General features: G+C 61.2%; 25 protein-coding genes. 13 read left to right on the top strand and 12 right to left on the bottom strand.

Annotated elements, in window-relative coordinates; genetic code table 11:
• Nucleotides 1-69 precede the first annotated feature (69 nt).
• A complete protein-coding gene (locus FFI16_RS12175) occupies nt 70-1,380 on the bottom strand; it encodes an MFS transporter (RefSeq protein WP_138817628.1) in 1,311 nt (436 codons plus the stop codon).
• A gap of 209 nt (nt 1,381-1,589) precedes the next feature.
• Between FFI16_RS12175 and FFI16_RS12170 the strand changes: the two genes are divergently transcribed.
• The 3 genes from FFI16_RS12170 to FFI16_RS12160 all read left to right on the top strand — a co-directional run bounded on the left by FFI16_RS12170 (nt 1,590) and on the right by FFI16_RS12160 (nt 4,527).
• Nucleotides 1,590-2,696 (top strand): sugar diacid recognition domain-containing protein, encoded by a 1,107-nt coding sequence (locus tag FFI16_RS12170; protein WP_138817629.1) that lies wholly within the window; start codon nt 1,590-1,592, stop codon nt 2,694-2,696.
• Between the two features lie 91 nt (nt 2,697-2,787).
• Nucleotides 2,788-3,933, top strand: a complete 1,146-nt coding sequence (locus tag FFI16_RS12165) for a glycerate kinase (protein ID WP_138817630.1) — start codon at nt 2,788-2,790, stop codon at nt 3,931-3,933.
• An 81-nt stretch (nt 3,934-4,014) separates the two neighbouring features.
• On the top strand, nt 4,015-4,527 hold the full coding sequence (locus tag FFI16_RS12160; RefSeq protein WP_138817631.1) for a GNAT family N-acetyltransferase: 513 nt from the start codon (nt 4,015-4,017) through the stop codon (nt 4,525-4,527).
• On the opposite strand, the gene FFI16_RS12155 is transcribed toward FFI16_RS12160, so the two are convergent.
• The gene (locus tag FFI16_RS12155) at nt 4,524-5,216 is read right to left on the bottom strand and encodes an aspartate/glutamate racemase family protein (RefSeq protein ID WP_138817632.1); all 693 of its coding nucleotides are present in this window, start codon (nt 5,214-5,216) and stop codon (nt 4,524-4,526) included. The genes FFI16_RS12160 and FFI16_RS12155 overlap by 4 nt on opposite strands.
• A gap of 171 nt (nt 5,217-5,387) precedes the next feature.
• Here FFI16_RS12155 and FFI16_RS12150 point away from each other — a divergent pair, with 171 nt between their 5' ends.
• From FFI16_RS12150 to xylB, 6 genes are all read left to right on the top strand, one after another.
• Nucleotides 5,388-5,882 carry a hypothetical protein gene (locus tag FFI16_RS12150; protein WP_138817633.1) on the top strand — a complete coding sequence of 165 codons (495 nt, stop codon included), beginning with the start codon at nt 5,388-5,390 and terminating at the stop codon, nt 5,880-5,882.
• A 245-nt stretch (nt 5,883-6,127) separates the two neighbouring features.
• A complete protein-coding gene (locus tag FFI16_RS12145) occupies nt 6,128-7,660 on the top strand; it encodes a sugar ABC transporter ATP-binding protein (RefSeq protein WP_138817634.1) in 1,533 nt (510 codons plus the stop codon).
• Nucleotides 7,653-8,630: a ribose ABC transporter permease gene (locus FFI16_RS12140; protein ID WP_138817635.1), complete on the top strand. Its 978-nt coding sequence runs from the start codon at nt 7,653-7,655 to the stop codon at nt 8,628-8,630. Before FFI16_RS12145 ends, FFI16_RS12140 begins: the two co-directional genes overlap by 8 nt.
• A gap of 34 nt (nt 8,631-8,664) precedes the next feature.
• A complete protein-coding gene (locus FFI16_RS12135) occupies nt 8,665-9,597 on the top strand; it encodes an ABC transporter substrate-binding protein (RefSeq protein WP_138817636.1) in 933 nt (310 codons plus the stop codon).
• Nucleotides 9,598-9,615: 18 nt separating this feature from the next.
• On the top strand, nt 9,616-10,617 hold the full coding sequence (locus FFI16_RS12130; RefSeq protein ID WP_138817637.1) for a LacI family DNA-binding transcriptional regulator: 1,002 nt from the start codon (nt 9,616-9,618) through the stop codon (nt 10,615-10,617).
• 7 nt (nt 10,618-10,624) lie between these two features.
• Entirely contained in the window at nt 10,625-12,085 is a 1,461-nt protein-coding gene (gene xylB, locus FFI16_RS12125; RefSeq protein ID WP_138817638.1) for a xylulokinase, read from the top strand.
• Nucleotides 12,086-12,088: 3 nt separating this feature from the next.
• On the opposite strand, the gene trxA is transcribed toward xylB, so the two are convergent.
• The 4 genes from trxA to FFI16_RS12105 form a co-directional block, all read right to left on the bottom strand.
• Nucleotides 12,089-12,412, bottom strand: coding sequence for a thioredoxin TrxA (gene trxA, locus FFI16_RS12120; protein WP_138817639.1), 324 nt, complete (start codon nt 12,410-12,412; stop codon nt 12,089-12,091).
• On the bottom strand, nt 12,409-12,669 hold the full coding sequence (locus tag FFI16_RS12115) for a co-chaperone YbbN (RefSeq protein WP_138817640.1): 261 nt from the start codon (nt 12,667-12,669) through the stop codon (nt 12,409-12,411). Before FFI16_RS12115 ends, trxA begins: the two co-directional genes overlap by 4 nt.
• Nucleotides 12,670-12,771: 102 nt before the next feature.
• Complete coding sequence (locus FFI16_RS12110) at nt 12,772-13,629, bottom strand: NmrA family NAD(P)-binding protein (RefSeq protein WP_138817641.1); 858 nt, start codon at nt 13,627-13,629, stop codon at nt 12,772-12,774.
• A gap of 101 nt (nt 13,630-13,730) precedes the next feature.
• Nucleotides 13,731-14,171: an Lrp/AsnC family transcriptional regulator gene (locus tag FFI16_RS12105; RefSeq protein ID WP_138817642.1), complete on the bottom strand. Its 441-nt coding sequence runs from the start codon at nt 14,169-14,171 to the stop codon at nt 13,731-13,733.
• A 109-nt stretch (nt 14,172-14,280) separates the two neighbouring features.
• On the opposite strand from FFI16_RS12105, the gene FFI16_RS12100 reads away from it, so the two are divergent.
• On the top strand, nt 14,281-15,186 hold the full coding sequence (locus FFI16_RS12100) for a DMT family transporter (RefSeq protein ID WP_138817643.1): 906 nt from the start codon (nt 14,281-14,283) through the stop codon (nt 15,184-15,186).
• Here FFI16_RS12100 and FFI16_RS12095 read toward each other — a convergent pair.
• The 3 genes from FFI16_RS12095 to fabF form a co-directional block, all read right to left on the bottom strand.
• Nucleotides 15,164-17,143 (bottom strand): U32 family peptidase, encoded by a 1,980-nt coding sequence (locus FFI16_RS12095; protein ID WP_138817644.1) that lies wholly within the window; start codon nt 17,141-17,143, stop codon nt 15,164-15,166. The two genes, FFI16_RS12100 and FFI16_RS12095, sit on opposite strands and share 23 nt — an antisense overlap.
• A gap of 194 nt (nt 17,144-17,337) precedes the next feature.
• Complete coding sequence (locus FFI16_RS12090) at nt 17,338-17,718, bottom strand: RidA family protein (protein WP_017135617.1); 381 nt, start codon at nt 17,716-17,718, stop codon at nt 17,338-17,340.
• A gap of 64 nt (nt 17,719-17,782) precedes the next feature.
• The gene (gene fabF / locus FFI16_RS12085) at nt 17,783-19,051 is read right to left on the bottom strand and encodes a beta-ketoacyl-ACP synthase II (RefSeq protein ID WP_138817645.1); all 1,269 of its coding nucleotides are present in this window, start codon (nt 19,049-19,051) and stop codon (nt 17,783-17,785) included.
• 106 nt (nt 19,052-19,157) lie between these two features.
• On the opposite strand from fabF, the gene FFI16_RS12080 reads away from it, so the two are divergent.
• Nucleotides 19,158-19,634 (top strand): helix-turn-helix domain-containing protein, encoded by a 477-nt coding sequence (locus FFI16_RS12080; protein ID WP_138817646.1) that lies wholly within the window; start codon nt 19,158-19,160, stop codon nt 19,632-19,634.
• On the opposite strand, the gene FFI16_RS12075 is transcribed toward FFI16_RS12080, so the two are convergent.
• Nucleotides 19,635-20,957, bottom strand: a complete 1,323-nt coding sequence (locus FFI16_RS12075; RefSeq protein ID WP_138817647.1) for an OprD family porin — start codon at nt 20,955-20,957, stop codon at nt 19,635-19,637.
• Between the two features lie 466 nt (nt 20,958-21,423).
• Between FFI16_RS12075 and FFI16_RS12070 the strand changes: the two genes are divergently transcribed.
• A complete protein-coding gene (locus FFI16_RS12070; RefSeq protein ID WP_138817648.1) occupies nt 21,424-22,059 on the top strand; it encodes a hypothetical protein in 636 nt (211 codons plus the stop codon).
• Between the two features lie 58 nt (nt 22,060-22,117).
• Here the strand turns inward: FFI16_RS12070 and FFI16_RS12065 are convergent, their stop codons facing one another.
• The gene (locus FFI16_RS12065; RefSeq protein ID WP_017135623.1) at nt 22,118-22,987 is read right to left on the bottom strand and encodes an oxaloacetate decarboxylase; all 870 of its coding nucleotides are present in this window, start codon (nt 22,985-22,987) and stop codon (nt 22,118-22,120) included.
• Between the two features lie 280 nt (nt 22,988-23,267).
• Between FFI16_RS12065 and FFI16_RS12060 the strand changes: the two genes are divergently transcribed.
• Nucleotides 23,268-24,185: a cupin gene (locus FFI16_RS12060; RefSeq protein WP_138817649.1), complete on the top strand. Its 918-nt coding sequence runs from the start codon at nt 23,268-23,270 to the stop codon at nt 24,183-24,185.
• Nucleotides 24,186-24,398: 213 nt separating this feature from the next.
• Here FFI16_RS12060 and FFI16_RS12055 read toward each other — a convergent pair whose 3' ends face one another.
• A complete protein-coding gene (locus FFI16_RS12055) occupies nt 24,399-25,295 on the bottom strand; it encodes a LysR family transcriptional regulator (RefSeq protein WP_138817650.1) in 897 nt (298 codons plus the stop codon).
• Nucleotides 25,296-25,319 lie beyond the last annotated feature (24 nt).

The raw sequence follows: 25,319 nt of genomic DNA, 5'->3' as shown, positions 1-25,319 counted from the left end.
GGCATTCCGGGCGTTTGCCAAAAGTGACCCGCCGTCAGGGCGGAACCCTCCATCCCCAAAGAGACCGCACTAAACCTTCAAGGTACGCGTCATGCGCAACGCCAATACACTGCCGGCCACAATCACCGCCGCCAGCAGGTACAGCGCCATGTCGGTGGAGCCGGTGGCGTCCTTCACAAAGCCGACGATATACGGGCTCAAGAACCCCGCCATCTGCCCCATGGAGTTGATCAGCGCCAAACCGCCAGCCGCCGCACCCGCGCTAAGCAGGGCGGTGGGTACCGGCCAGAACATCGGCAGGCCGGTGAGGGCGCCCATGGTGGCGATGGTCAGGCCGAGAATGGCAATCGCCGGCGTGGTGGCGAAGTTCACCGCAATCACCAAGCCAATCGCGCCCATCAACATCGGCACCACCAGGTGCCAGCGACGTTCCTTGCGCAAGTCGGCGGAGCGGCCCACCAGTAGCATGAACACGGCAGCCAGCAGGTACGGGATCGCACTCAGCCAGCCGATCACCAGGTTATCGCTGAAGCCCAGGTTCTTGATGATCGATGGCAGCCAGAAGTTGATGGCGTACACGCCGCTCTGGATGCAGAAGTAAATCAGGCCGAACGCCCAGATCGCCGGGTTTTTGAACACTTCGCCGAGGGAATCGGTGGTGGTTTTCGGTTTGTTGGCCAGGTCCGTCGCCTGATCGGCTTCCAGCACCGCACGCTCATGGGGCGTGAGCCACTTGGCGTTGGCAAAGCTGTCGCTGAGCAGGAAGTAGGCGAGGGCGCCCAGAATCACCGTGGGAATGCCTTGCAGCAGGAACATCCATTGCCAGCCGGCCAGGCCGCCTTGGCCTGCGGCGAAGTGGTTGAGGATCCAGCCTGAAAACGGGCTGCCGAGCAGGCCGGATACCGGAATGGCCGACATGAACAACGCCATGATCCGCCCACGGCGAAAGGTCGGGAACCACTGCGAGAGGTACAGCACCACGCCGGGGAAGAACCCGGCTTCTGCTGCACCGGTCAACAGGCGCAAGCCGTAGAAGTGGCTGGGCGTGGTGACGAACAGCAGGCAGGTGGACAGCGTGCCCCAGACGATCATCATCAGCGCAATCCAGCGCCGTGGGCCGAATTTGGTCAGCGCCAGGTTGCTCGGTACGCCGCACAGCACGTAGCCGATAAAGAAGATCCCGGCACCCAGGCCGTACACCGTTTCGCTGAATTTCAACGCATCGAGCATCTGCAACTTGGCAAAGCCAACGTTCACCCGGTCCAGGTAGTTGAACAAGTAGCAGATAAATATGAAGGGGATCAGGCGCAGGGTAATGCGCTTGTAGATGGCGTTTTTATCGTCATCGGTGGCCAGTGTGGCAGCGGCGCTCTGTGACATGACAGTCTCTCTTTATTATGATTTTTCGCGATGCGAGGGTAACGTTGATCGCCCAAAGAGTCTCGGCCACCATGGCGGGTGCTGTCTTTGTGCTTGCGCACTGTCAGGCAGGCTTTGCGCTGTGCCTCTGAACAAGGGCATGAACAAGGGCATGAACAAGCGCATGAACAACAACATGCACGACCACACCTTTCAAGGAACTTAGCCCCATGTTCGAGCTGGATCATGACCTGGCGCAGGATATCGTCAATCGCACCATGGCGATCCTGCCCTATAACGTCAACGTCATGGACAGTCAGGGGCTGATTCTGGGCAGTGGCGAGCCGGATCGCATCAACACCCGGCATGAAGGCGCGCAGCTGGTGCTGGCCAATGGTCGGGTGGTGGAAATCGACGGCCAGACCGCCAAACACCTGAAGGGCGTGCAGCCCGGCATCAACCTGCCGCTGATGCACGACCAGCGCCTGATCGGCGTGCTGGGTATCACCGGCGAGCCTGAGTTGCTGCGCACCTATGCGCAACTGGTGCGCATGACCGCCGAAATGCTCGTCAGCCATCGCCATCAACAAGCCGAGCAACAATGGCGGCGCCAACGCTGTGATGACTTGCTGGCCTTGCTGCTGGCCGACAACGGTGACTCACCGCGCCTGGTGGACGAGGCCCAGCAATTGGGGCTCAAACCCCAGCTGGCGCGCACGCCCTACCTGTTCGAGCTGGGTGCGGGCCAATCTGCGGAGGCCTTGAGTGCCTGGCTCAGCAGCCGGTTCCCGGACAGCTGGTGCGTCAGTTCTGCACAGTTTTCCTTATTGTGGTGCAGGCCTGCGGCGACCCAAGTGGATAACCCAAAACTGCTGGAAAAACTTCAGGGCCTGGGCTGGAAGATCTTGCGGGTCGCCGTGGGCGGCCAAGCCGATGGCCTGGCCGGGTTGCGCCGTTGTTACCGCCGGGTTGGAGACTTGCTGGCCTATGGGCGCGATATTCTGCCGCAATCGCAGCTGTTGACCCTCAATCGCTACCGCCTGCCGGTAATGCTCTGGCGCCACCGCAACGACGACGCCCTGGACGAATTGCTCAACCCCCTGCGCAAGGTCCTGGCCAAAGACACCAACGGCCAGTTGTTGGCTACTTTACGTAGCTGGTGCGAACACGATGGCCAAAGCCAGGCCTGTGCCGATGCCCTGGGCATTCATCGCAACAGCCTGCGCTACCGCATGGAACGCGTTGCCGAACTCAGCGGCGTCGACCCACTGACCCTCGACGGCATGCTTTCGTTGTACCTCGGCGTACAGCTATTGCCCCAGGCTTTGTCGCAATGAACAACAAACCTCACCCGTACTTGTGCATCGGACCGGCGTCATTGCCGATGGCAACTGGCAGCATGGGCGTTATAAAAACCGGAGAAAGCCCATGAAAATCATCATCGCCCCCGACTCGTTCAAGGACAGCCTGAGTGCCGAAGGCGTTGCCCAGGCGATTGCCGACGGCCTCGCGCAGGTGTGGCCGGATGCACAGTTGGTCCAGTGTCCGATGGCCGACGGCGGTGAAGGTACGGTGGATTCGGTACTCGCTGCCTGCCAGGGCGAGTTGCGCCGCGAAACGGTGCGCGGGCCATTGGGCGAGGCGGTGGAGGCGCGCTGGGGTTGGCTCGCAGAGAGCCACACGGCCATGATCGAAATGGCCGAAGCCAGTGGTTTGCAACGCGTGCCGCCGGGGCAGCGCGATGCTTGCATCAGCAGCACATTCGGCACTGGCGAGCTGATCCGTGCGGCCCTGGATGCCGGTGCGCAGCGCATTATCCTGGCGATTGGCGGCAGCGCCACCAATGATGCCGGTGCGGGCGCGATGCAGGCGCTCGGCGTGCAGCTGTTTGACGCCCAAGGCCAGGCAATTGCACCGGGTGGCCTGGCGTTGGCAGGTTTGGCGCACATCAGCCTGGAACACCTGGACCCACGTTTGGCCCAGGTGCGTTTTGAGATCGCGGCTGACGTCAACAATCCACTGTGCGGGCCGCAGGGCGCCTCTGCGATTTTCGGCCCACAAAAAGGCGCCAACCCGCAGCAGGTCGAGCAGCTTGACGCGGCGCTCGGGCGCTTTGCCGATCACTGCGCCCATGTGTTGCCTAAAGATGTACGCGACGAGCCCGGCAGCGGCGCGGCGGGCGGTTTGGGGTTCGCGGCCAAGGCCTTTCTCGGCGCACAGTTTCGCGCGGGGGTAGAAGTTGTCGCTGAGCTGGTGGGCCTGGATGCAGCTGTACGCGATGCAGACCTGGTGATTACCGGTGAAGGCCGCTTCGATGCACAGACCTTGCGTGGCAAAACACCGTTTGGCGTGGCGCGTATTGCTCAACGCCATGGCGTGCCGGTCATCGTGATTGCCGGCACCTTGGGCGAAGGTTATGAGCAAATGTACGCCCATGGTGTGGACGCCGCTTTCGCCTTGCCTTCCGGCCCCATGAGTCTTGAGCAGGCGTGCAGCGAGGCACCGCGTTTGTTGCGTGAGCGCGCGGTGGACATTGCGCGGGTATGGCGCACAGCGTTCAGGCAGCGTAGTTAACAAGCCCGCGCCCACCCTAGCCAGCGCGCAGCCGCGCGCCCTACACTGGCCGGCCACTTGTCTTTCAAAGGATGAAACACAATGCACACACCTGAACCCCATATCGTGATCCAGCGCTTTACCGAAGCCCACCTTGAAGGTGTGGCTGCGCTCTATAACGACCCGGCCGTGTGCCGTCAGGTGCTGCAAATGCCTTATCAATCGGTGGAGGCCTGGCGCAACAAACTGGCGCTGGATAACGAGCGACGGCTGCAGCTGGTGGCGGTGCACGGCGGTGAGGTGATTGGCCAGCTTGGCCTGGAACAGACCCTGCGAGTGCGGCGCAGCCATGTCGGCTCGTTTGGCATGGGCGTGGCCACAGCGTGGCAGGGCAAGGGCGTGGGCTCCAGGCTGCTGACGGCCGCGCTGGAGGTGGCCGACAACTGGATGAACCTGCACCGCGTGGAGCTTACGGTGTACGCCGACAATCAAGCCGCGCAAGGCCTGTACCGAAAGTTCGGCTTCGAAGTAGAAGGCCTGTTGCGCGATTACGCCCTGCGTGATGGCAAGTTTGTCGACACTGTCAGCATGGCGCGCCTGCGCCAATCGGCCTAATCCGCCAGTGCAAACGCCACCGCCGCCTGCGCATGCAGCTCGGTGGTGTCCAGCAGTGGCAGGTGGCTGTGCTGGGGCTTGATCAGCAGGCCGATTTCCGTGCAGCCAAGAATGATCGCCTGGGCACCCCGTGCCGCCAATGACTCGATCACCCGTTGGTAAACCTGGCGCGAAGCCTCGCTGATTACCCCGACACACAACTCTTCATAAATGATCCGGTGCACGGCCTCGCGCTCGTGCGCGTCGGGCACAAGTACGGTCAAGCCCTGTGCGGCCAGGCGGGCCTTGAGAAAGTCCTGTTCCATGGTGAACGCGGTGCCCAGCAGGCCAACTGTCAAGGTGCCGGCATCGACTGCCGCAGCGCCCGCAGCATCGGCAATATGCAGGAACGGAATCGACACGGCCGCCTCGATACGCGGCGCCACCAGATGCATGGTGTTGGTACACAGCACCACACAGTCGGCGCCACCCGCTTGCAGGCGGCGCGCAGCGTCTTCGAGGATCAGCGCGGCGTCATCCCAACGCCCGGCATGCTGGGCCTGTTCCACCGGGCCGAAGTCCACGCTGTACATCAACAGTTGCGCCGAGCGCAGCGGCCCGAGCTGGTCGCGCACCCGCTGGTTGATGATGCGGTAATACTCGGCGCTGGATTCCCAGCTCATGCCGCCGATTAAGCCAATGGTGCGCATGCGATGCTCCGGAACAGGAATGTTGCCTCACCTTACCCATCGGCCACGGATTAGTCATATGCAGTTGCCGGCGAAATCACCGGTGCAGTTGCGCAGGCGTTAATCATACGGTCAGCCGCCGCATCTGCCATGATCGTCGCTCGCAACCTGGCTCACCCAAGGAACATGGCAATGGACGATGTACAGCAACTGGGCGAGATGCTTCGTCATTACGCCGACAGCGAAGCGCATAAAAAACAGCAATTTGACCTGCAATCGGCGCGCTGGGCGCAAAAGCTCAGTGAGGTGTTCGGGCAGATCGAGCAGTGGCTGGAGCCGGTCAAGAGCGTCGGCTTGCTTGAAGTCCAGCGTGAAGCCTATGTCGCCAGCGGCCCGGGTCTGCCGGCTGAGAGTTCAACCTTCAAGACCGAGAAGCTCACCGTGCATATCACTGGCAAGGCCGTGGAATTTGTGCCGGAAGTCATGGGCGCCGGTGGTTTGATATCGGTGTCAGTGATGGGCCTTACCGCTGCGCGGCACGGCAGTGTGTCGCTGGTGCTGCCGGCCGACAAAAATGATTGGCTATGGAAGAAAACCAATGGTTTGAAAGACCCGGACACTTTTGCCTTCGATGCCAACTTCCTGGCCACGCAGCTGCAGAGTCTGATCCCGCGTGAGCGCGGCTGAAAGCTATTGGCTGGTCTCGGTCAAGTGCGGGCGTGGGGTGCCTGTGGGCTGGGCGGGTGTGTAATTCGAGGGTTTTTAACATTCATTTCATTTTTGGGGGCGCAGGGCGATTTTCTTCGTTTTGCGCTTGATGAAACGTTTAATCAAACGACAAAAGGCATACGCAAGCGCTTGCGTAAGAAAATGCTTATGGCATAGAGTCGGCAACACTCGATTACAAAAATAATAAATCCAGGAGCTCATCCATGAGCCTTGACCCCTTGCTGGAGATGCAGGGCATCAGCAAAACCTTCAACGGTTTGCGCGTGCTCAAGAATGTCGGCCTGAAGGTTTACCCCGGTGAAATCCACGCCTTGATGGGTGAGAACGGCGCCGGCAAGTCGACCTTGATGAAAATCCTTTCCGGCGCTTACCAGGCCGACCCCGGCGGCGAAATCCGCATCGACGGCCAGCCCGTCGCCACCTTCGACCCCGCCACTGCCAAGACTCTCGGCATCGCCGTGATCTACCAGGAACTGAGCCTGTGCCCGAACCTCAGCGTGGCCGAGAACATCTACCTGGGCCGCGAACTGCGGCGTGGCTGGACCATCGACCGCAAGGGCATGCAGGCAGGCTGCATCGAAGTACTGCAACGCCTGGGCGCCGAGTTCACGCCCGCGACGCCCGTCAGCAGCCTGTCGATTGCCGAGCGCCAATTGGTCGAAATCGCCCGTGCCCTGCATGCCCATGCACGCATCCTGGTGATGGACGAGCCGACCACGCCGCTGTCATCGCGTGAGACCGACCGCCTGTTTGCCTTGATCAAACAACTGCGCAGCCAGGGCCTGGCAATCATTTACATCAGCCATCGCATGGCCGAGATCTACGAGTTGTCGGACCGGGTGTCCGTGCTACGCGACGGCCAGTACATCGGCGAACTGACCCGTGATGCGCTGTCGGCCGAAGTGCTGGTAAAAATGATGGTCGGCCGCGATCTGTCAGGCTTCTACAAAAAGGAGCACGCCGCGTACAACCCCGGCAACGTGGTGATGCGCGTGCGCGATATGGCCGACGGCAAACGCGTGCGCAATTGCAGTTTCGACCTGCATGCCGGTGAAGTGCTGGGCATTGCCGGGCTGGTCGGGGCAGGGCGCACGGAGCTGGCGCGGCTGATCTTCGGTGCCGATCCGCGCACCTCCGGCACCCTGGAAGTGGTCGGCAAGACCGTCACCCAACTGCGAAACCCGGCGGATGCGATTCGCGCAGGTGTCGTGTACCTCACCGAAGACCGCAAGGCTCAAGGCCTGTTCCTGGACATGAGCGTGGCCGACAACATCAACGTGTGCGCCTGTGTGCCGGATGCGCATGCCGGTGGCGTGCTGGACCGTGGGCACGCTGCGCAACGCGCCCATGATGCGATCAAGTCGCTGTCGATTCGCGTGGCGTCGGGCAAGGTCAATGTCGGCGCGCTGTCCGGCGGTAATCAGCAAAAGGTGCTGTTGGCGCGGCTGCTGGAGGTCAAGCCGCACGTGCTGATCCTCGACGAACCGACTCGCGGCGTGGACATCGGCTCCAAGTCCGAGATCTACCGCATCATCAATCAACTGGCACTGGCCGGTGTCGGCATTGTGGTGATCTCCAGCGAGTTGCCGGAAATCATCGGCACCTGCGACCGTGTGATGATCATGCGCGAAGGCCAATTGGTGGCCGAAGTCGGCGGGGCTTCGGGCCACGTCATTTCCCAGGAACGTATTATCGACCTCGCCACCGGTGGCGATCAGGTGGCTGCCCATGGCTGATTCAATGACTGCAACAACCGGCAAGGCCGAGCGCGTGCGTGAGCTGATGCGCACCGTCGGCATGCTGCCCGTGCTGGTCTTGCTGCTGGTGGGCTTTGCCCTGGCCAGCGAGAACTTCCTGACGGTGCAGAACCTGTCGATCATCACCCAGCAAGCATCGGTCAATGTGGTGCTGGCGGCGGGCATGACCTTTGTGATCCTCACGGCGGGTATTGACCTGTCGGTGGGCGCAATTCTGGCGGCGTCTGCGGTGGTGGCCTTGCAGGCATCGATGTCGCCGCAGTTCGGCATGTTCGGGATTGCGGCGGGCATTGGTTTTGGTCTGTTGCTGGGCCTGGTCAACGGCGGGCTGATCGCCTTCATGCGTTTGCCGCCGTTTATCGTCACCCTTGGCGCGCTGACCGCCATGCGTGGGCTGGCGCGTTTATTGGCCGATGACAAAACCGTGTTCAACCCCGACCTGCCGTTTGCATTTATCGGCAATGACTCGGTGCTCGGCGTGCCGTGGCTGGTGATCATCGCCGTGGCCGTGGTGCTGCTGTCGTGGTTCATATTGCGCCGCACCGTGATGGGCGTGCAGATCTATTCGGTGGGCGGCAACCCGGAGGCCGCGCGGCTGTCGGGCATCAAGGTGTGGAAAGTGCTGCTGTTTGTCTACGCCATGTCCGGCGCGCTGGCCGGGCTTGGCGCCGTGATGAGCGCTTCGCGCCTGTTCGCCGCCAACGGCCTGCAACTGGGGCAATCCTATGAACTGGATGCGATTGCGGCGGTAATCCTGGGTGGCACCAGCTTTACCGGCGGCGTCGGCACCATCGGCGGCACGCTGATCGGCGCACTGATTATCGCGGTGCTCACCAACGGCCTGGTGCTGCTGGGGGTATCGGATATCTGGCAGTACATCATCAAGGGCATCGTGATCATCGGCGCAGTGGCGCTGGATCGCTATCGCCAATCCGGCGCACGTACCTGATTTCACCTCAACAACAATCACAAGAGAGACCGGTATGAACTTCAAACGTATCTTTCCCGTTATGGCCTTGGCTGCCCTGATGTCCCATGGCGTGGAGGCCCGCGAACTCAAAGCCCTGGGCATCAGCATGGGCTCGCTCGGTAACCCGTATTTTGTGACCCTGGCCGACGGCGCCACTGCGCGGGCCAAAGAGCTGAACCCTGCTGTAAAGGTCACCTCGGTGTCGGCCGATTATGACTTGAGCAAGCAGTTTTCCCAGATCGATAATTTCATCTCCTCCAAGGTCGACCTGATCCTGCTGAATGCCGTCGACCCATCGGCCATGGCCTCGGCGATCAAGAAAGCCCGGGATGCCGGCATTGTGGTGGTGGCCGTGGATGTGGACGCCAAGGGCGTAAATGCCACGGTGCAAACCGACAACGTCGAAGCCGGCAAACTGGCCTGCCAGTTCCTGGTGGACAAGCTGGCGGGCAAGGGCAATGTGATTATCCAGAACGGCCCGCAGGTTACCGCCGTGACCGACCGCGTCAAAGGCTGCAAGGCGGCATTGGCCGGTGCGCCCGACATCAAGGTGCTGTCCGATGACCAGGACGGCAAAGGCTCACGCGAAGGTGGCTTGAATGTGATGCAGGGTTACCTCACGCGCTTCGCGAAAATCGACGGCCTGTTCGCGATCAACGACCCGCAAGCCATCGGCAGCGACCTGGCGGCCAAACAGCTCAAACGCAGCGGCATCATTATTACCTCTGTGGACGGCGCGCCGGATATCGAAAATGCGCTGAAGACCGACACCCAGATCCAGGCCTCCGCCAGCCAGGACCCATGGGCCATGGCCCAAACCGCAGTCAACGTCGGCAATGACATCCTCAATGACAAAGCCCCGGCCGAAGCGGTTACTCTGCTCACGCCAAAACTGATCACCCGCGACAACGTTGCGACGTATAGCGGTTGGTCGAGTAAACATTGATTTAAAGGGGAAAGCGTCGTGGTCACCATGGATGACGTGGCAAGCCGGGCCGGGGTGTCGACCTCGACCGTGTCCCACGTGTTGAACGGCACCCGCAAGGTCAGCCCGGCCACGGTGCAGGCCGTGCAGCGCGCGATTCAGGAACTGGGCTATATCCCCAATACCCTGGCGCGCTCGCTGGCGCGTTCCAGCACCAATACCATTGGCGTGGCGATCTCGGCGCTGTCCAACCATTACTTCAGCGAAACCGTGCACGCGATTGAAACCGAGTGCGCGCGCCACGGCTACATGATGCTGTTTGCCGACCCGCACGACGACCCGGAACAGGAGTTGCGGGTGGTCACCGCGCTGCATCACCGGCGCGTTGACGGGATTCTATTGGCGCCGTCGACCGGCTCCAGGGCGCTGGAGTATCTGCAGGCCAACGAGATGCCGACGGTGCTGGTGGACCGCATGATGAGCGAGCAGTTTGATCAGGTCGGGGTGGAGAATACCCAGTCCACCCAGGCGCTGGTCGCACACCTGATTGAACATGGGCACCGACGCATCGGCTTTATTGCCGGGCGCGAAGGGCTGGGCACTACCGATGAACGCGTGGCCGGTTATCGTGCGGCGTTACAGGCGGCGGGCCTGGTGTTCGACCCGCAATTATTGGTCAACGGCGGTTCCAACAGCGAACCGGCGCGGCAAGCCACGGCGCAGTTGTTGGCATTACCGGCGCCACCCACGGCCATCATGGCCGGCAATAACCTGATGACGCTGGGCGCCATGCACGCCCTGCGTGATGCGCGCATTGAGGTGCCATCGCAGATGGCCCTGGTAGGTTTCGATGATTTTGATTGGGCGGATTTCTTCGTGCCGCGCCTGACCCTGATCGCCCAGCCGGTCAAGGAACTGGGCGCCCGCGCGGTGCATATGCTGTTGCAACGCATGGCCACGCCAGGCGCGCCGACCCAAAGCGTGCGCCTGGCGCCGAGCCTGCAACGGCGTCACTCCTGTGGCTGTATTGAAGTGGAATAACCTACGTATGCGCAACCCTGTTTCCCTCGGCATAGACCTCGGCACTTCAGAACTCAAGGCGATCCTGATGGACCTCGACGGCAACGTGCTGGCCCACGCCGGTGTGCGCCTGAGCGTTTCGCGGCGCCACGGCGGCTGGTCCGAACAGGCCCCCGAAGACTGGTGGCAGGCCTGTTTGCAGGCGCTGGCGCAGTTACGCGAGCATGCGGCGTTTGCGCGTGTGGCGTGTATCGGCCTGTCCGGGCAGATGCATGGCGCGGTATTGCTGGGCAAGGATGATCGCGTGCTGTACCCGGCCATCCTGTGGGATGACGCGCGCGCAGTGGTCCAGGCCGAACAACTGGGCAGTGAGTTTGCCGAAGTCACCGGCAGCCTGCCCATGGCCGGGTTGACGGCGCCCAAACTGCTGTGGCTGCAACAGCACGAACCCGAGGTGTTCGGGGCGATTGAGTGTGTGCTGTCGCCCAAGGACTACCTGCGGTTGCGCCTGACCGGCGAGCGCATCAGCGATATGTCGGATGCGGCCGGCACCCTGTGGCTGAACGTCGCGCAGCGCGAATGGTTTGCGCCGATGCTACACGCCACGGGGCTTTCGCCGGCGCAAATGCCCCGGCTGGTGGAAGGCGGCGCAGCCAGTGGTGTCTTGAAGGTAAACGGGTTGGGCCTGTCGCCCACGGTGGTGATTGCCGGTGGCGGCGGCGATAACCCGGTGGCGGCGGTCGGCATCGGTGCGGTCAATGCCGGTGACGGCTTTATCACCTTGGGCACCAGCGCGGCCATCGTCGCCATCACCGACCACGCCGCCGGCAACCCGGCCAGTGCCGTGCACAGCTTCTGTCACGCTTTACCCAACCGCTGGTACACCATGGGCGCGATGCTCGCCGGTGCCAGTTGTTTGCGCTGGGTGACGCGCTTGACCGGCCAAGCGGATGAACAAACATTGTTGGATCAAGTGCAGGCGCAGTTGCCCATCGACCAGCCGGTACCACTGTCGACGCCGTTGTTTCTGCCGTACCTGGCCGGGGAGCGCACACCGCACAACGACCCGTTATTGCGCGGTGGGTTTATGAACCTGGGGCATGACTGCACGCCTGCGATGCTCGGTTATGCCGTAATGGAGGGCGTGGGTTTCGGCCTGCTCGATGCGCTGCGTGCGGTGCAATCGACCGGTGCCGATGTGACCGCCTGCGCGTTGGTCGGCGGCGGGGCGAGGAGTGAGTATTGGGCGCAGTTGCTGGCCAATATCCTCCAGCGGGAGATCTTCACGCTGCATGGCAGTGAGCTGAGCGCGTGTGTAGGGGCGGCGAAGCTGGGGTTTATGGCGATCGGGCAGGGCGCGGATTTACTCGCGGCGGGGATGCCGGTCAAGGCGCGTTACATGCCGAGTGTGGCGCAACAGACGGTACTGCAAGCGCGGTACCGCCGGTTTAAAGGATTATTCAGTGCTGCAAAAGCGTTGCATGCCTGATGTTCAAAGGTTTGTATCCACAAAGGCTCGAAGCTGCGACTCCGATGCGGCGCCGACTTTGGTGGCAGCCACCTCGCCGTTTTTAAACACCAGTAGCGTAGGAATGCCTCGGATGCCGAATCGAGCCGGAAACTCTTTGTTCTCATCGATGTTCAATTTGGCGATGATCAATTTGCTGTGGTAGAAGTCGGCCAGCTCATCCAAAACAGGCGCGATCATCTTGCACGGCCCACACCATTCGGCCCAGAAGTCCACCAGCACCGGCAGCTCGGCGTTCAAGACGTCTTGACCAAATGAGGTGTCAGTAACATGGATAATCTTGCTCATGAAAAACTCCTTTTATCCTTGAACAGCATCAACAAAGGCGTCTCAAACACCCCATACTTCGCCGCAACGCTGGGGTTCTCATCGATATTCAGCGTCACGATGGTCAATCGGTCGGCATAGTACTCGACGAACTTTTCAAGGAACGCTGGTGGTTCCTCATCAGCATTTTTGTAGCACACCAGCACAGGCCCGCTGGCGTTGAGCACTTGTGCTTCAAAGCTCGTATCGGTGACTTCTTTAAGCGTTGTGGTGAGCATTGGATCCTCTCCAGTGATGCACAACGTTAACAAGCCGTACGCAGGCGGGAACCTGTAAGAATTGACAGTTTTTTATATTTAAAAGCGATAAACGCTGCTGTTTCAGACAGTTATATCGGCTAACTCACGCAGCACCGTCAGCAACGATGTTTCCCCTTTAAGCACCTGCGCATGCTCAAAACAGATCCAGCCTTCGTTGAACCCATCGACCATGCGCATACGTGGCAATGGGTTTTGAGCGCCCTGGGCACGCAACAAGGCCTCCCAGGTGTCACGCGCCACCGCTTCAGCGCGCACGTCGCGGCCGAGCACCTGCGACAAGCCTTGGGCGATGTCGTTGGGGCTGACCCACTGGCCTTCCAGTTCAACCACCCGGTGGCCGGCCCACGCCTGTTGCAGCAACTGCGCGGCGAGGGTGCCAATATCCGCCGTGGCGATCATCGGCACGGCTTTGTCCAAAGGCTGCAGGAAGCTGTGGATCACGCCGGTTTCCCGTGCGGCGATCACGTCGTACAGCGCGTTTTCCATAAACCAGGCGGGGCGCAGGAAGGTCACCGGAATATCCAGCGTGCTCAGGGCCTGTTCCATCAGGGTGCGTTGGGTCAGCAGGTTGACCTCAGTAGCCTGGGCGCCGATGGTCGAGAGGCACAGCACCTTGTTCGGTGCGGCCGCCTGTAACGCCTGGCTGACGGCGGCAATCACTGCTCGGGCCTCGGGAAAACCAGGCTGTGGATCGAACCCGGGAGGCGGCAGGATAAACACGCCGGTTGCGCCCTTGAACGCTTCGGTTAATGCCTGTGCGTCGTCCATCTGCGCAAACACCACGTCGCAACCTTGCTCGGCCCAGTAGGCCGCCTTACCCGCGTCGCGCATCACCGCGCGCACCGGTTGGCCTGCCTTGATGAGGTTGCGCGCCAGGGCGCCGCCGACTTTGCCTGTAATGCCAGTAATCACGTACATGAGCTTTATACCTGTGGGTTCCAATCAGTGGAGCCCAGCATAAAGACCCGCCAGTGATGACAGAATAGCGATTGCGTCATTGCGTTGGTGACGCAAAATCACTAATCAGACAGGGGCGGTAAACGGCGTTTTACCGGGGTTTTCTTGACGATGGCGGTGTTGGTTTCGGCATAGGCGTTGAGGCGGTCGAGCAGGCTGTCGAGCTGGTCCATGGTGCGCACGTGCAGGCGCGCGATAAAGCAGTCGTCACCGGTGACCTTGTCGCACTCGGTGAACTCGGGGATCGCCTGGATCTGGCGCTCCACCTCCTGCAACTTGCCGGGCAAGGGGCGAATGCGCACGATGGCCTGCAGCAGGTAGCCGAAGTGTTTTGGGTCAATATCGACGGTGTAGTGGGTGAGCACGCCGCGCTCTTCAAGGCGCCGCAAGCGTTCGCCGACGCTGGGCGAGGACAGCCCGGTAATGCCCGCCAAGGCCTTGAGCGACAGGCGCGAGTCGTCCATCAAGGCGCCGATGAGTTGCTGGTCGATGGTGTCAATCATGCTGCCTGCCTAATAACAAAAGGTGAATAAAGGTGTTTGCCTTTTTTAGTCGCTGGAGCCGCTGACCAGCAGATTGCCATAATTGCGCCTCACTTGAGGAGCTTTGATCGTGGACACATCTATCCGTCGCGGGTCGTGGGAAATGGTCGCCGCCATGCTGATTTCGGGCACTATCGGCTGGTTTGTGCTGGTGTCGGGCGTGTCGGTGATCGAAGTGGTGTTCTGGCGCTGCGTCATCGGCGCACTGGCCCTGCTGCTGGTCTGCGCACTGCTGGGTTATCTGCGACTGGAGTTGCTCACCTGGGCCAGGTTCGGCCTGGCGATGCTCAGCGGCGTGGCCATCGTCGGCAATTGGTTGCTGTTGTTCGAATCCTATTCCCACGCGTCAATCGCCATCAGCACGGCGGTGTACAACGTGCAGCCGTTTATGTTGGTGATGTTGGCCGCGGTGTTTCTCGGTGAAAAAATCACCGTGCAGAAAATGGCCTGGTTGAGCGTTGCCTTCCTCGGCATGCTGGCGATTGTCACGGCCCATGGCGAGCAGCAAAGCGGCGGCGCTGATTACCTGGCGGGTATCGCCCTGGCCTTGGGCGCGGCATTTTTATATGCGATTGCTGCACTGATCATCAAGCGCCTGAAGGAAGTGCCGCCGCATCTGATGGCGTTGATCCAGGTGGCAACCGGCGCACTGTTACTCGCGCCGCTGGTGCCCTGGAACAGCCTGCCGGTGTCAACCAATGCGTGGGCTGCACTGGTAACGCTTGGCGTGGTGCACACCGGTTTGATGTACGTGTTGTTGTACGGCGCGATCCAGAAACTGCCCACCGCCATTACCGGTGCACTGTCGTTTATCTATCCGATTGCGGCGATTTTTGTCGACTGGATTGCCTTCGGCCATCGCCTGGGTTGGCTGCAATGGCTGGGTGTGGCCGCAATCCTGCTGGCGGCCGCGGGGTTACAGCGGGGCTGGTGGTGGCCCCGCCCGCCAAGGGTTAGTGCGTACCCTGAAAGATGATGTTTTCCGGGTTGAAGTGCTCCACCTTACTGCCCGGTTGCGGCAGCCCAAGGATATGCCCCTTGATCTTGCCCACCACGTGCATCTCGCACGGCTTGCAGTCGAACTTGAGGGTCAGCACTTCGTCGCCGTGAATCAACTGCATCGGCGCCACCTTGGTTTTCACGCCGGTCACACCCTTGGCCTGTTTAGGGCACAGGTTGAACGAGAAGCGCAGGCAGTGCTTGGTGATCATCACTGGCACTTCGCCGGTTTCTTCGTGGGCTTCGAAGGCCGCATCGATCAGCTTGACGCCGTGACGGTGATAGAAGTCGCGGGCCTTCTGGTTGTACACGTTGGCCAGGAACGACAGGTGCGCTTCCGGGTACACCGGCGGCGGTGAGGTTTCAGCTTTACGCCCACCACGCGGGTGCGCGGCAACACGTGCGGCAGTCAATGCCTCGATCACTTCGCGGCGCAAGGCCTTGAGCTGCGAGTTGGGGATGAAGAACGCCTGCGGCGCATCCAGCTCGATGTGCGTGGCGTGGTACTCGGTGGTGCCGAGTTGGCCAAGCAGGTCGCGCAGGGTGTCGAGCGCCTGTTCCGGCTTGTTGGCCACGCCAAACGGGCCGGGCAGGGTGACGCTGGCGCTGATGCCTTCTTCGCTGGTGGCGGTGACTTCAAGCTGGTCTTCACGCAGGCGTGCCACCCAGGCCAGGCCGATGCGGCGTTCGGCGGAGGTTTTGAGCAGCGCTTGTTGCCAGTTATGGTCGAGGTTGCGGTTCAGCGGATGGTTGGGGCGCAACTGGTGCAAGCCGGCCGGCATTTCATTCGGCTCGACGCGGTAGCGGTAGCGTTTTTCACCGTCTTCCTCAAATTCGCCTTTAGGCTCGGCGATGTTGGCGCGGAACCCCACCACTTCACGTTTGACCAGCACATTGAGGCCATCGCCATTGGACAGCGGCTCATGGGTGACCACCTGCAAGTCGCGCTTGCCGGCTTTTTCCACTACACCCACCGGCAGGCCGGTAAAGGTCGGGGTATCGAAGGCGCCGATGTCGACCTTGCGGTCGGTGACAAAATAGTCGGTGCTGCCACGGTGGAAGGTTTTTTCCGGGTCGGGCAGGAAGAAGTGCGCAGTACGGCCGCTGGAGGCACGGGCCAGGTCGGGGCGGTCTTCGAGCACGTCGTCCAGGCGCTGGCGGTAATAGGCGGTGATGTTCTTCACATAGCCCATGTCCTTGTAGCGACCTTCGATCTTGAACGAGCGCACGCCGGCTTCGACCAGTGCGCGAATGTTGGCGCTCTGGTTGTTGTCTTTCATCGACAGCAGGTGCTTTTCAAAGGCCACGACGCGGCCCTGGTCATCTTTCAAGGTGTACGGCAGGCGGCAGGCCTGGGAGCAGTCGCCGCGGTTGGCGCTACGGCCATTCTGCGCGTGGGAGATGTTGCACTGCCCGGAGAACGCCACACACAGCGCACCGTGGATGAAGAATTCGACGGCGGCGTCGGTCTCGTCGGCGATTGCGCGGATTTCCTGCAGGTTCAGCTCACGGGCCAATACCAACTGCGAGAAACCGGCCTGGTCGAGAAACTTGGCGCGGGCCAGGGTGCGGATATCGGTCTGGGTGCTGGCGTGCAGCTCGATCGGCGGAATATCCAGCTCCATCACGCCCAGGTCTTGCACGATCAACGCATCGACACCGGCGTCGTAGAGCTGATGGATCAGCTTGCGCGCGGGCTCCAGCTCATTGTCATGCAGGATGGTGTTGATGGTGGTGAATACGCGCGCGTGGTAACGGCGGGCGAATTCGACCAGTTGAGCGATATCGCTCACCTCGTTGCACGCATTATGGCGTGCGCCGAAGCTTGGGCCGCCGATGTAGATGGCGTCGGCGCCATGCAAGATAGCCTCGCGCGCGATGGCGACATCGCGGGCAGGGCTGAGCAATTCCAGGTGGTGCTTGGGCAAGGACATAGTTTTTTTAGTCAGGCTTGTCACGGTTGAGGCGCGCATTGTAGCTGTGAAATGCCTGACCGGCATCTACCGCAGGGCGTCGCGTGGGAGCTGGCTTGCCTGCGATGCAGGCAACTAGGTACATCAGGCACACCGAGGTGATGCAATCGCAGGCAAGCCAGCTCCCACAGTAGATGTGTATTGCGGGTGATAACTCAGGCCTTGGCGGCCATCGCAGTGACTTCCACGCGCATGCCTTCTACCGCCAACGCAGCCACGCCAACGGCGGCGCGAACGGGCCAGGGCTTGGCGAAAAAGCGCTTGTAGACTTCGTTGAATGCCGCGCGATCGGCCATGTCGGTGAGGTAGATGGTCAGGTGCATCACCCGGTCCATGGAGCTGCCGGCTTTCTCCAGCGCGACCTTCAGCGCTTGCAGGGTGCATTCGCTTTGCAGGGTGATATCGCCCAGTTCCAGGCTGCCGTCGGCGTGGGTCGGAATTTGGGTGGAAACCAGGATGCCGTTGAAACCGATGACGTCGCTGGAGATGGAGTCGGCATCCGGGTCGGGGGTAAAGGACAGGTCGTGGTTGGCCATGGGCGCCTCTTGTTGGCTATGACAGAAAGGCGCCATGGTCCCCGAAAACTACGGCAGGGGCAAACTACACCCAGCGCCGGAACAGCACGCTGGCATTCACGCCGCCAAAACCGAAGCCATTGGACAGCGCGTATTCAATCGGCATGGCCCGCGCCTCACCGCGCACCATGTCCAGGCCGTCCGCCAGGGCATCCGGGTTGTCGAGGTTGAGTGTCATCGGGGCAATCTGATCGCGCAGGGCGAGGACGGTGAAGATCGCTTCGATGCCGCCGGCGGCGCCCAACAGGTGGCCGGTGGCAGATTTGGTCGAGCTGATGGCCGGGTGGCCACTGGCGCCGAACACAGTCTTGATGGCTGCCAGTTCGCCTTTGTCACCCACGGGGGTCGACGTTGCATGCGCATTCAAATACTGCACCTGGGACGCCTCGATACCGGCCTGACGCAACGCCTGCGCCATCGCCCGCCGCGCACCATCGCCGTCTTCGGGGCCTGCGGTCATGTGATAGGCATCGGCACTGGTGCCATAACCCACCAGTTCGGCAATGGGCTGCGCGCCGCGTGCCAGGGCATGTTCCAGTTCTTCGATGACCAGGATGCCGGCGCCTTCGCCCATCACAAAACCATCACGCGCCTGGTCGAACGGCCGTGAAGCGAGCTGCGGTGTGGCATTGAAGTCGCTGGACAACGCGCGTGCCGCTGCAAAACCGGCGAGGCTGACCCGATGAATCGCCGCTTCCGCGCCGCCGCACACCGCCACGTCGATTTCTCCGGCACGGATCATCCGCGCCGCATCGCCAATCGCCTGTACACCTGCGGCGCAGGCGGTCACCGGGGCGCCCAACGGGCCTTTCAAGCCATAGTTGATCGACACATGCCCGGCGGCCATGTTGCTCAGAAATGACGGAATGGTAAACGGCGACAAGCGCCGTGGGCCTTTGCTGTCGGTGGTGCGCACCGCCTCGGCAATCGCCGGGAAACCGCCGACGCCGGAGGCAATGATGGTGGCCGTTCGTTCCTGCTCTTCCGGCGTTTTCGGCGCCCAACCGGCTTGCTTCAAGGCTTCATCCGCTGCCGCGAGGGCGAACAGGATAAAGCGGTCCATCTTGCGCTGTTCCTTGGCGGCCAACAGTCGATCAGGGTCAAACCCGGCTTCTGGATCCTGCAGCTCACTTTGCACCTGGCCACCGATGCTGATGGCCAGGTCGCCGATCAAATCTTCCGGCAGGCGACGAATCCCCGATTGCCCGTTCAACAGGCGGTGCCAGGTGGATTCCACACTCGACCCCAGCGGCGTCAGCGCGCCCATGCCGGTCACGACGATACGTTTACTCATGATCAATCGACTCCTGTTGCTTGAGGGATACACAGCTGTGGACGTCACTATCATGATGAAAGTAACATGGCGTCACACAACTTTGCACCCGCACACAGGAACGTCCATGCAACGCAAATCCCTGATCAGCGACGAATGCCCCATCGCCCGCAGCCTTGAGCGGGTAGGGGAATGGTGGAGCATGTTGATCATGCGTGACGCGCTGCACGGCTTGCGGCGGTTTGATGAGTTCTCGCGCAGCCTGGGTATCGCGCCGAACATGCTGACACGCCGCCTCAATGGCTTGGTGGAGGCCGGCATGCTCGAGCGCCGCGCCTACAGCGAGCGGCCGCCACGTTACGAATACGTGCCGACGGCCAAGGGCGAGGACTTTCGCATGGTGCTGATGGCATTGTTGGCGTGGGGCAATCGGCATTACGCCGAAGATGGCCGCAGCGTGGAGGTCGTGGAGCGCGAGACCGGGCAGTTGCTGGAGCCGATGATGGCAACCGCTGAAGGTGCGGTGGTGGGATGGGATCGCTGCGTGGTGCAGGCCGGTCCAGCCGCCAGCGCAGGGATGCGCGAGCGGCTGAGCCCGGAGTGATTACAGCAGGGTAAACGGATAGTCGACGATCACCCGCAGCTCATTCAGCTTGCCGTCGCGCTGGTCGGCGTTGGATGACACCATGGCGTCCCGCACGCGAAACGACAGGTTCTTCGCCGGGCCGCTTTGCAGCACGTATTTGGCTTCCACATCGGTCTCGTGGTGGTCGCCGTCGACGCCATAGTCGCCGGCATACGCGCTGTTGGTGGGGGTGTGGGTGCCGTTTATGTCCGAGCCGTTGACGTAGCGGGTCATGAAGCTCAGGCCCGGTACGCCGTAGCTGGCCATGTTGAGGTCATAACGAATGCCCCACGACTGTTCGCCCGGGCCGTTGAAGTCGCCCCATTGGATTGAGTTGGCGAGGAATACCGAGTCGCCGCCTTCGCCCGCGCCATTGTTGCCGGTGCCGATATAGTCGAACGGCGTGTCGCCGTGGACTTTCTGAAACGACAGCGTCAGGGTGTGCGCCGCCAGGAACGAGTAGGCCGCCGCTACCGAGTAGGTAGTGTTGTTGATGGCCCCGGCCTTGGCGCTGCCGGTGTCGAGGGTGCGGTACAGGTTGCCGTCCAGCGCCAGTGACTGGTCATGCCCCAGCGCAATCACGTAGTTGAGATTGGTGTAGTACTGGCGCCAGATATCTTCCAGCTCGCCCGCATACAGGGTCGCGCTCAACGATGGCGTGAAGGTGTATTTGCCGCCGACAAAACTTGCGCTGTTGGCCGCCACGTTGGCGTAGGTCGCGTAGATATCGTGGTCATGGTTGCTGGTCATGCCGCTGTTGGTGCTGGTGAAGTGCCCGGCTTCCAGGTCCAGGCCGGCGATTTCGCTGCTGGTGAGGTCAAAGCCGGTGGCGGTCTGCGGCAGAATGCGCGTGCCGCCGGTGGCGAATACCGGCGCAGTGGGTTGCATGTCACCGAATTTGAGCTGGGTCTTGGAGACCTTGATCTTCACCGCAGCGCCCACCGAACCATAGCCATTTTCCGGGTCGCCATTGCGGTTGGTTGGCAACTCACCGGTGCCGGCATCGGCGTGAGTTGCATCCAGTTTCATCGCACCGTAGGCGTAGGCATCTACGCCAAAGCCGATGGTGCCCTGGGTAAAGCCCGAGGCGTAGTTGAGCATCGCGCCTTGGGTCCAGTCGCGGTTGTCGGCCTTGCCACTTTGGCGGTCGCGGTCGAAGTAATAGTTGCGCAACAGCCCGGTGATGCTGCTGCCGTCGATAAAGCCTTTGGAATCGGCCTGGTCGCTGACCGACTCGGCGAGGGCCGCTTGGCTGATACTGGCGCACACCGCCAGCGTTAACAGGCTCCACTGTTTGATCATGTTATTGCTTCCCCGGAATAATTTAACGCGTGCACAGAAACACCGCATGCTGGAAGAGCGCTTAAGGTTTTATGGCAGATGTTTGCAGGTGAGCGTAGTGCTGTTTTTATTCTGCTCGACGTGGTTGTCGAGGCTGATTTTTATCATATATTTTGAGGGCTGCAGCGGTATCGAGGATTAAACTCGATTAATTAAACTTCACCTCTTTTAATCTGCCAGGGGTGTAGCGTTGATAGGGTCTTAGCCGCTCTGCTTCGACAAAACCTTTGGTTTGCCGCCGCAGGCTCTGTGGCGGATTTTTTAATCTTATATATATAAATATTTATACTTGAGAATCGCCAGAAGTAGTGGCGATATGACTGCGCGCGTCTAATTATTGGTTTGTCACAAGACTGTTGCACTTGCAGCGCAAAACCCATGCCCTATCATGGCGCCCATCATCCTCTCTGAAAGGACCAGAGGCCTCATGAAAAAAGCGTCATTCACCCTGCTCGCTGGTGTTTTATTGGGGCTTAGCGCCTCAGCGCTGGCGGCCGAAGGTTTTATCGGCACCGGCATCAACACAGGGAACGGCTATGAGCCGGACGGCCGCGGCGGTCTTAGAGGCACCGGGGGAAACCTGGGAGGTGACTATGAGCTGCAAAAGGATGGTTCGCTCAGGGGCACCGGTAAAAATATGGGCAAAGGCTATATTCCCGCCGATGACGGTGGCCTCAAAGGCATCGGCTACAACAATGGCCGAGGGTTCAGCCCGGACGGCTCTGGCGGGTACAAGGGCACAGGTTTTAACGCCGGTGAGGATTACCGGTCGGACGGCAAAGGCTATTTCCGTGGCGACGGCAAGGCCTCAGGCGCCAGTTGGCGCTCCGATGGTAATGGCGGGTATGAGGGCTCCGGCGAGTACCGCAAGCGTGGGTACAAGTCCGATGGTCGTGGCGGCTATATAGGCACCGGCAAGAACGAGGGCAGGGGGCTTGAATCCGATGGTCGCGGTGGCTTTATCGGCACCGGCTTGAATGCGGGAGGCGGCTGGGAGCCAGATGGAGACGGCGGCTACAAAGGCACGGGCAATAATCGCGGGGAACGCTGGAGGATTGATTGAAGCAGCCCGCACCGCGAGCATCCGGTGCTGATTGCAACAATCAGCACCGTCGCGGCTATTACTCTTTAACGTCCATGAACTCTTCAGCCCACGCCACGTAGCTTTCCGGCAACGTGTAGGTATGGGTCAGCTCCGTAGCGCTGAGATTGGACGTGCTGCTGGTCAGCTTGCGCTGGGCGCGCAGGCTGTCGTAGGTGGCCTTGATCGACGCAAAGTAAGCACCGTGGCCGGCCACCACAATGCGCACGCCCAGGGCCGCCAGGCGTTCGCTGTCATTGAGCTGCGGGTTGCCGTAGGTCACCAGCATCAACGGCACCGTGAGGTTGGCGGCGATCTGCTCAAGGTGGTCGAAGTCTTTGACGCCAACCATGCAGATCCCGTCCGCGCCGGCTTTCTCGTAGGCTTTGGTGCGGGCGATGACATCTTCGGTGGGCAGCACACCGGCGTTGGTGCGGGCGATGATCGACAGTTCCGGGTCGACACGCGCTTCAAGCGCGGCTTTCACTTTACCGATGCCTTCTTCGACGGAAATCAGGTCGGTGGACTTGCGCCCGAACTGCGCCGGCAACAGCGTGTCTTCAATGGTCAGCGCGGCCACACCGGCACGCTCAAGTTCTTCGACGGTGCGCATCACGTTCAAGGCGTTGCCGTAACCGTGGTCGGCGTCGGCAATAAACGGCAGTTGGGCGACGCGGCCGATCCGGGTGGCCTGTTCAACGAACTCACTCAGTGTGATCAGTGCAAAATCGGGGGCTGCAAGTACCTGCAACGAGGCGACCGAACCACCGAGGATGCCGACTTCAAAACCCAGGTCGGCGGCGATACGCGCGGACATGGGGTCGAAGACGGAGGCGGTTTCAACGCAGATTTGTTTTGCAAGCAATTCACGGAAGTTGCGGCGCAACGCTGAGTGAGAAATCTTTGGCATGTTCTTTCCTGGCTTTGGTCATCGTCATGTGACGATCAATGTCTATTCGTGGTGGCGCCAAGATTACCACGCAGAGGAACCGGGGATTATGACGTTTGAGCATGAGATACACGCTGAGTACATGGATCATCGGTTCACGCTCAGGCGCTGGACAGGCCGATTGCACCGTCACAGGGCAGAGCCGCCCCATCCTGCACAACTGCTGTGCCAGCCGAGGACTTAATCCCCGTGGAGGCAATGCCTATAGTCATTGCAAACAAGCCCAAGCCTGAGGTGAACCATGAACAGCGAATTCAAGCCCGACCTGACCGACGCCGAGTACTTCGAGTACAGCAAGGCGGCCAACCCGATCAGCGCCAACCTGATTACGCGGATTCCATACCACAGCTTCCCGGCCTCGCTGTACGACAGCGGCGCCTCGCGGGTGGTCGCGCTGGACCTTAGCGAAGCGCTGGGCTGCGAAGGCCCGGCGACCGGGCCGGGGTTGTGCGCCAACTTTATCCGCTTGAACGCCGGTGATGCCTTGGCGCTGCACCCCAATGCGACCTCCCAGGTGTTTTATGTCATCGCAGGCGAGGGCCGGGTGGTGCAGGGCGAACATGAGATCCAGTGGTCCAGCGGTTGCTTTATCGCGCTGCCGGGCCTGCAGCCTGCGCGCTTCAGTGCCTCACAGGATGCACGCTTGTACTACGTGCATGATGAGCCGCTGTTGCGCTACCTGGGCGCAACGCGCAGCACTGATCGCTTCGTGCCTACGCTGTATCCCGCCGCGCTGGCCAACCAGAAGCTGCGTGAAGCGGCGGATGACCCACGTGCCCAGGACCGCAGTCGCATCAGCATTTTGCTCGGCAACCGCAATTTCCCCCAGACCCGAACCGTCACACATGTGCTCTGGGCCATGTACGGCATTCTGCCGGCGGGTTCGATCCAGAAGCCGCACCGGCATCAGTCGATTGCGCTGGACTTCATCATCGACTGCCCCAAAGGCTGTTACTCACTGGTGGGCACGGAGCTGGACGCCGATGGCCAGATCCGCAATCCGGTGCGTGTGGACTGGTCGCCGGGGCTGGCGTTCGTAACGCCGCCGGGGTACTGGCATGCCCACTTCAATGAGTCAGACACCGAGGCATTCCTGATCCCGATTCAGGACGCCGGGTTGCAGACTTACCTGCGGGCGCTGGATATTCGCTTCAGTTGACAGTACTCGGTCAACTGTGGGAGCGGGCTTGCTCGCGAATGCGGTGGGTCAGTGACAGATGCATTGACTGACCCTGCGCATTCGCGAGCAAGCCCGCTCCCACATTTAGACCGCGTTGCGTCAGGTAGATAGGCTTTTGCTTTGCATTTGATACTGCGACGCCAGCACCGCAGCGGTGCGACGACTCGACAAGCCAGCTCCTACAGAAACGCCTTATTTCCAATAGGGTGTTTCGCCCAACTGCTCGACGATAAAGTCGATAAAGCAGCGCACCTTGGACGACACGATGCGCTTGGGCGGGTAGACAAACCACACTGCAAACGCCTGTTCAGCCCCCAGGATGTTCCAGTGCGGCAACCAGACCTGCAGCTCGCCCGCCTCAAGGTTTTTGCTCACCAGCCAATCAGGCAGCAAGGCAAAGCCCAGGCCTTGGCGTGCAGCCAGCAGCTGCGCGTCCAGGTCGTTGATGCGGATACCGTCGCGGTATACCAGCGGCAACACTTCACCACCGGCCTCGAAGGCAACATCATGGGTGCCCAGGACGGCTGGCAGGCCAGCAAGGTCTGCCGGAGTCGTCGGGGCCGGGTGCTGCGCACAAAACGCCGGGCTGGCCACCAGCAAGTACTTTCCGGCGCAGATCTTGCGCGCCTTGAGCGTGGAGTCGGGCAGGGCGCCAATCCGAATGGCCAGGTCTACGCCTGAATGAATCAGGTTGACTTGGGCGTTATCCAGCACCAGTTCCAGCTTGATTTGCGGGTAGCGCGCCAGGAAGAGGTTCAACACCGGCAGGATATGGTGCCGGGCAAACGCTGGCGGCAAATTGAGCTTGAGCACCCCACGCGGTTGCTGGTTGAGCGCCGAGGTCGCCGCCTTGGCTTGCTCCAACTCATCCAGCACACGGCGAGCGTGCAGCAGGAACGTCTGGCCGCCTTCGGTCAGGTGCAGCGTGCGTGTCGAGCGATTGAACAGGGCAATGCCCAAGTCCTGTTCAAGGTCTTTCACGTAGCGCGACACCGTGGACGCCTTGATGCCGAGCCGTTCGGCCGCCCGGGAGAAATTATTGCCTTCGGCGGCTTCGACGAAGGCGGTGAGTGCCGTAAAGTAGTCCAAGTGCGACCTCGGTAGCGAGCAAGA

It is taken from the genome of Pseudomonas sp. KBS0710 (assembly GCF_005938045.2).
In the GTDB taxonomy this organism is placed as follows: Bacteria; Pseudomonadota; Gammaproteobacteria; order Pseudomonadales; family Pseudomonadaceae; genus Aquipseudomonas.
This window is presented reverse-complemented; position numbering and strand designations above follow the sequence as displayed.

Bases quoted from the DNA above. Each gene is read 5' to 3' on its own strand.
- FFI16_RS12175 (WP_138817628.1), bottom strand. From the start codon at position 1,380: ATGTCACAGAGCGCCGCTGCCACACTGGCCACCGATGACGATAAAAAC.
- FFI16_RS12170 (WP_138817629.1), top strand. From the start codon at position 1,590: ATGTTCGAGCTGGATCATGACCTGGCGCAGGATATCGTCAATCGCACC.
- FFI16_RS12165 (WP_138817630.1), top strand. From the start codon at position 2,788: ATGAAAATCATCATCGCCCCCGACTCGTTCAAGGACAGCCTGAGTGCC.
- FFI16_RS12160 (WP_138817631.1), top strand. From the start codon at position 4,015: ATGCACACACCTGAACCCCATATCGTGATCCAGCGCTTTACCGAAGCC.
- FFI16_RS12155 (WP_138817632.1), bottom strand. From the start codon at position 5,216: ATGCGCACCATTGGCTTAATCGGCGGCATGAGCTGGGAATCCAGCGCC.
- FFI16_RS12150 (WP_138817633.1), top strand. From the start codon at position 5,388: ATGGACGATGTACAGCAACTGGGCGAGATGCTTCGTCATTACGCCGAC.
- FFI16_RS12145 (WP_138817634.1), top strand. From the start codon at position 6,128: ATGAGCCTTGACCCCTTGCTGGAGATGCAGGGCATCAGCAAAACCTTC.
- FFI16_RS12140 (WP_138817635.1), top strand. From the start codon at position 7,653: ATGGCTGATTCAATGACTGCAACAACCGGCAAGGCCGAGCGCGTGCGT.
- FFI16_RS12135 (WP_138817636.1), top strand. From the start codon at position 8,665: ATGAACTTCAAACGTATCTTTCCCGTTATGGCCTTGGCTGCCCTGATG.
- xylB (WP_138817638.1), top strand. From the start codon at position 10,625: ATGCGCAACCCTGTTTCCCTCGGCATAGACCTCGGCACTTCAGAACTC.
- trxA (WP_138817639.1), bottom strand. From the start codon at position 12,412: ATGAGCAAGATTATCCATGTTACTGACACCTCATTTGGTCAAGACGTC.
- FFI16_RS12115 (WP_138817640.1), bottom strand. From the start codon at position 12,669: ATGCTCACCACAACGCTTAAAGAAGTCACCGATACGAGCTTTGAAGCA.
- FFI16_RS12110 (WP_138817641.1), bottom strand. From the start codon at position 13,629: ATGTACGTGATTACTGGCATTACAGGCAAAGTCGGCGGCGCCCTGGCG.
- FFI16_RS12105 (WP_138817642.1), bottom strand. From the start codon at position 14,171: ATGATTGACACCATCGACCAGCAACTCATCGGCGCCTTGATGGACGAC.
- FFI16_RS12095 (WP_138817644.1), bottom strand. From the start codon at position 17,143: ATGTCCTTGCCCAAGCACCACCTGGAATTGCTCAGCCCTGCCCGCGAT.
- FFI16_RS12090 (WP_017135617.1), bottom strand. From the start codon at position 17,718: ATGGCCAACCACGACCTGTCCTTTACCCCCGACCCGGATGCCGACTCC.
- fabF (WP_138817645.1), bottom strand. From the start codon at position 19,051: ATGAGTAAACGTATCGTCGTGACCGGCATGGGCGCGCTGACGCCGCTG.
- FFI16_RS12080 (WP_138817646.1), top strand. From the start codon at position 19,158: ATGCAACGCAAATCCCTGATCAGCGACGAATGCCCCATCGCCCGCAGC.
- FFI16_RS12075 (WP_138817647.1), bottom strand. From the start codon at position 20,957: ATGATCAAACAGTGGAGCCTGTTAACGCTGGCGGTGTGCGCCAGTATC.
- FFI16_RS12070 (WP_138817648.1), top strand. From the start codon at position 21,424: ATGAAAAAAGCGTCATTCACCCTGCTCGCTGGTGTTTTATTGGGGCTT.
- FFI16_RS12065 (WP_017135623.1), bottom strand. From the start codon at position 22,987: ATGCCAAAGATTTCTCACTCAGCGTTGCGCCGCAACTTCCGTGAATTG.
- FFI16_RS12060 (WP_138817649.1), top strand. From the start codon at position 23,268: ATGAACAGCGAATTCAAGCCCGACCTGACCGACGCCGAGTACTTCGAG.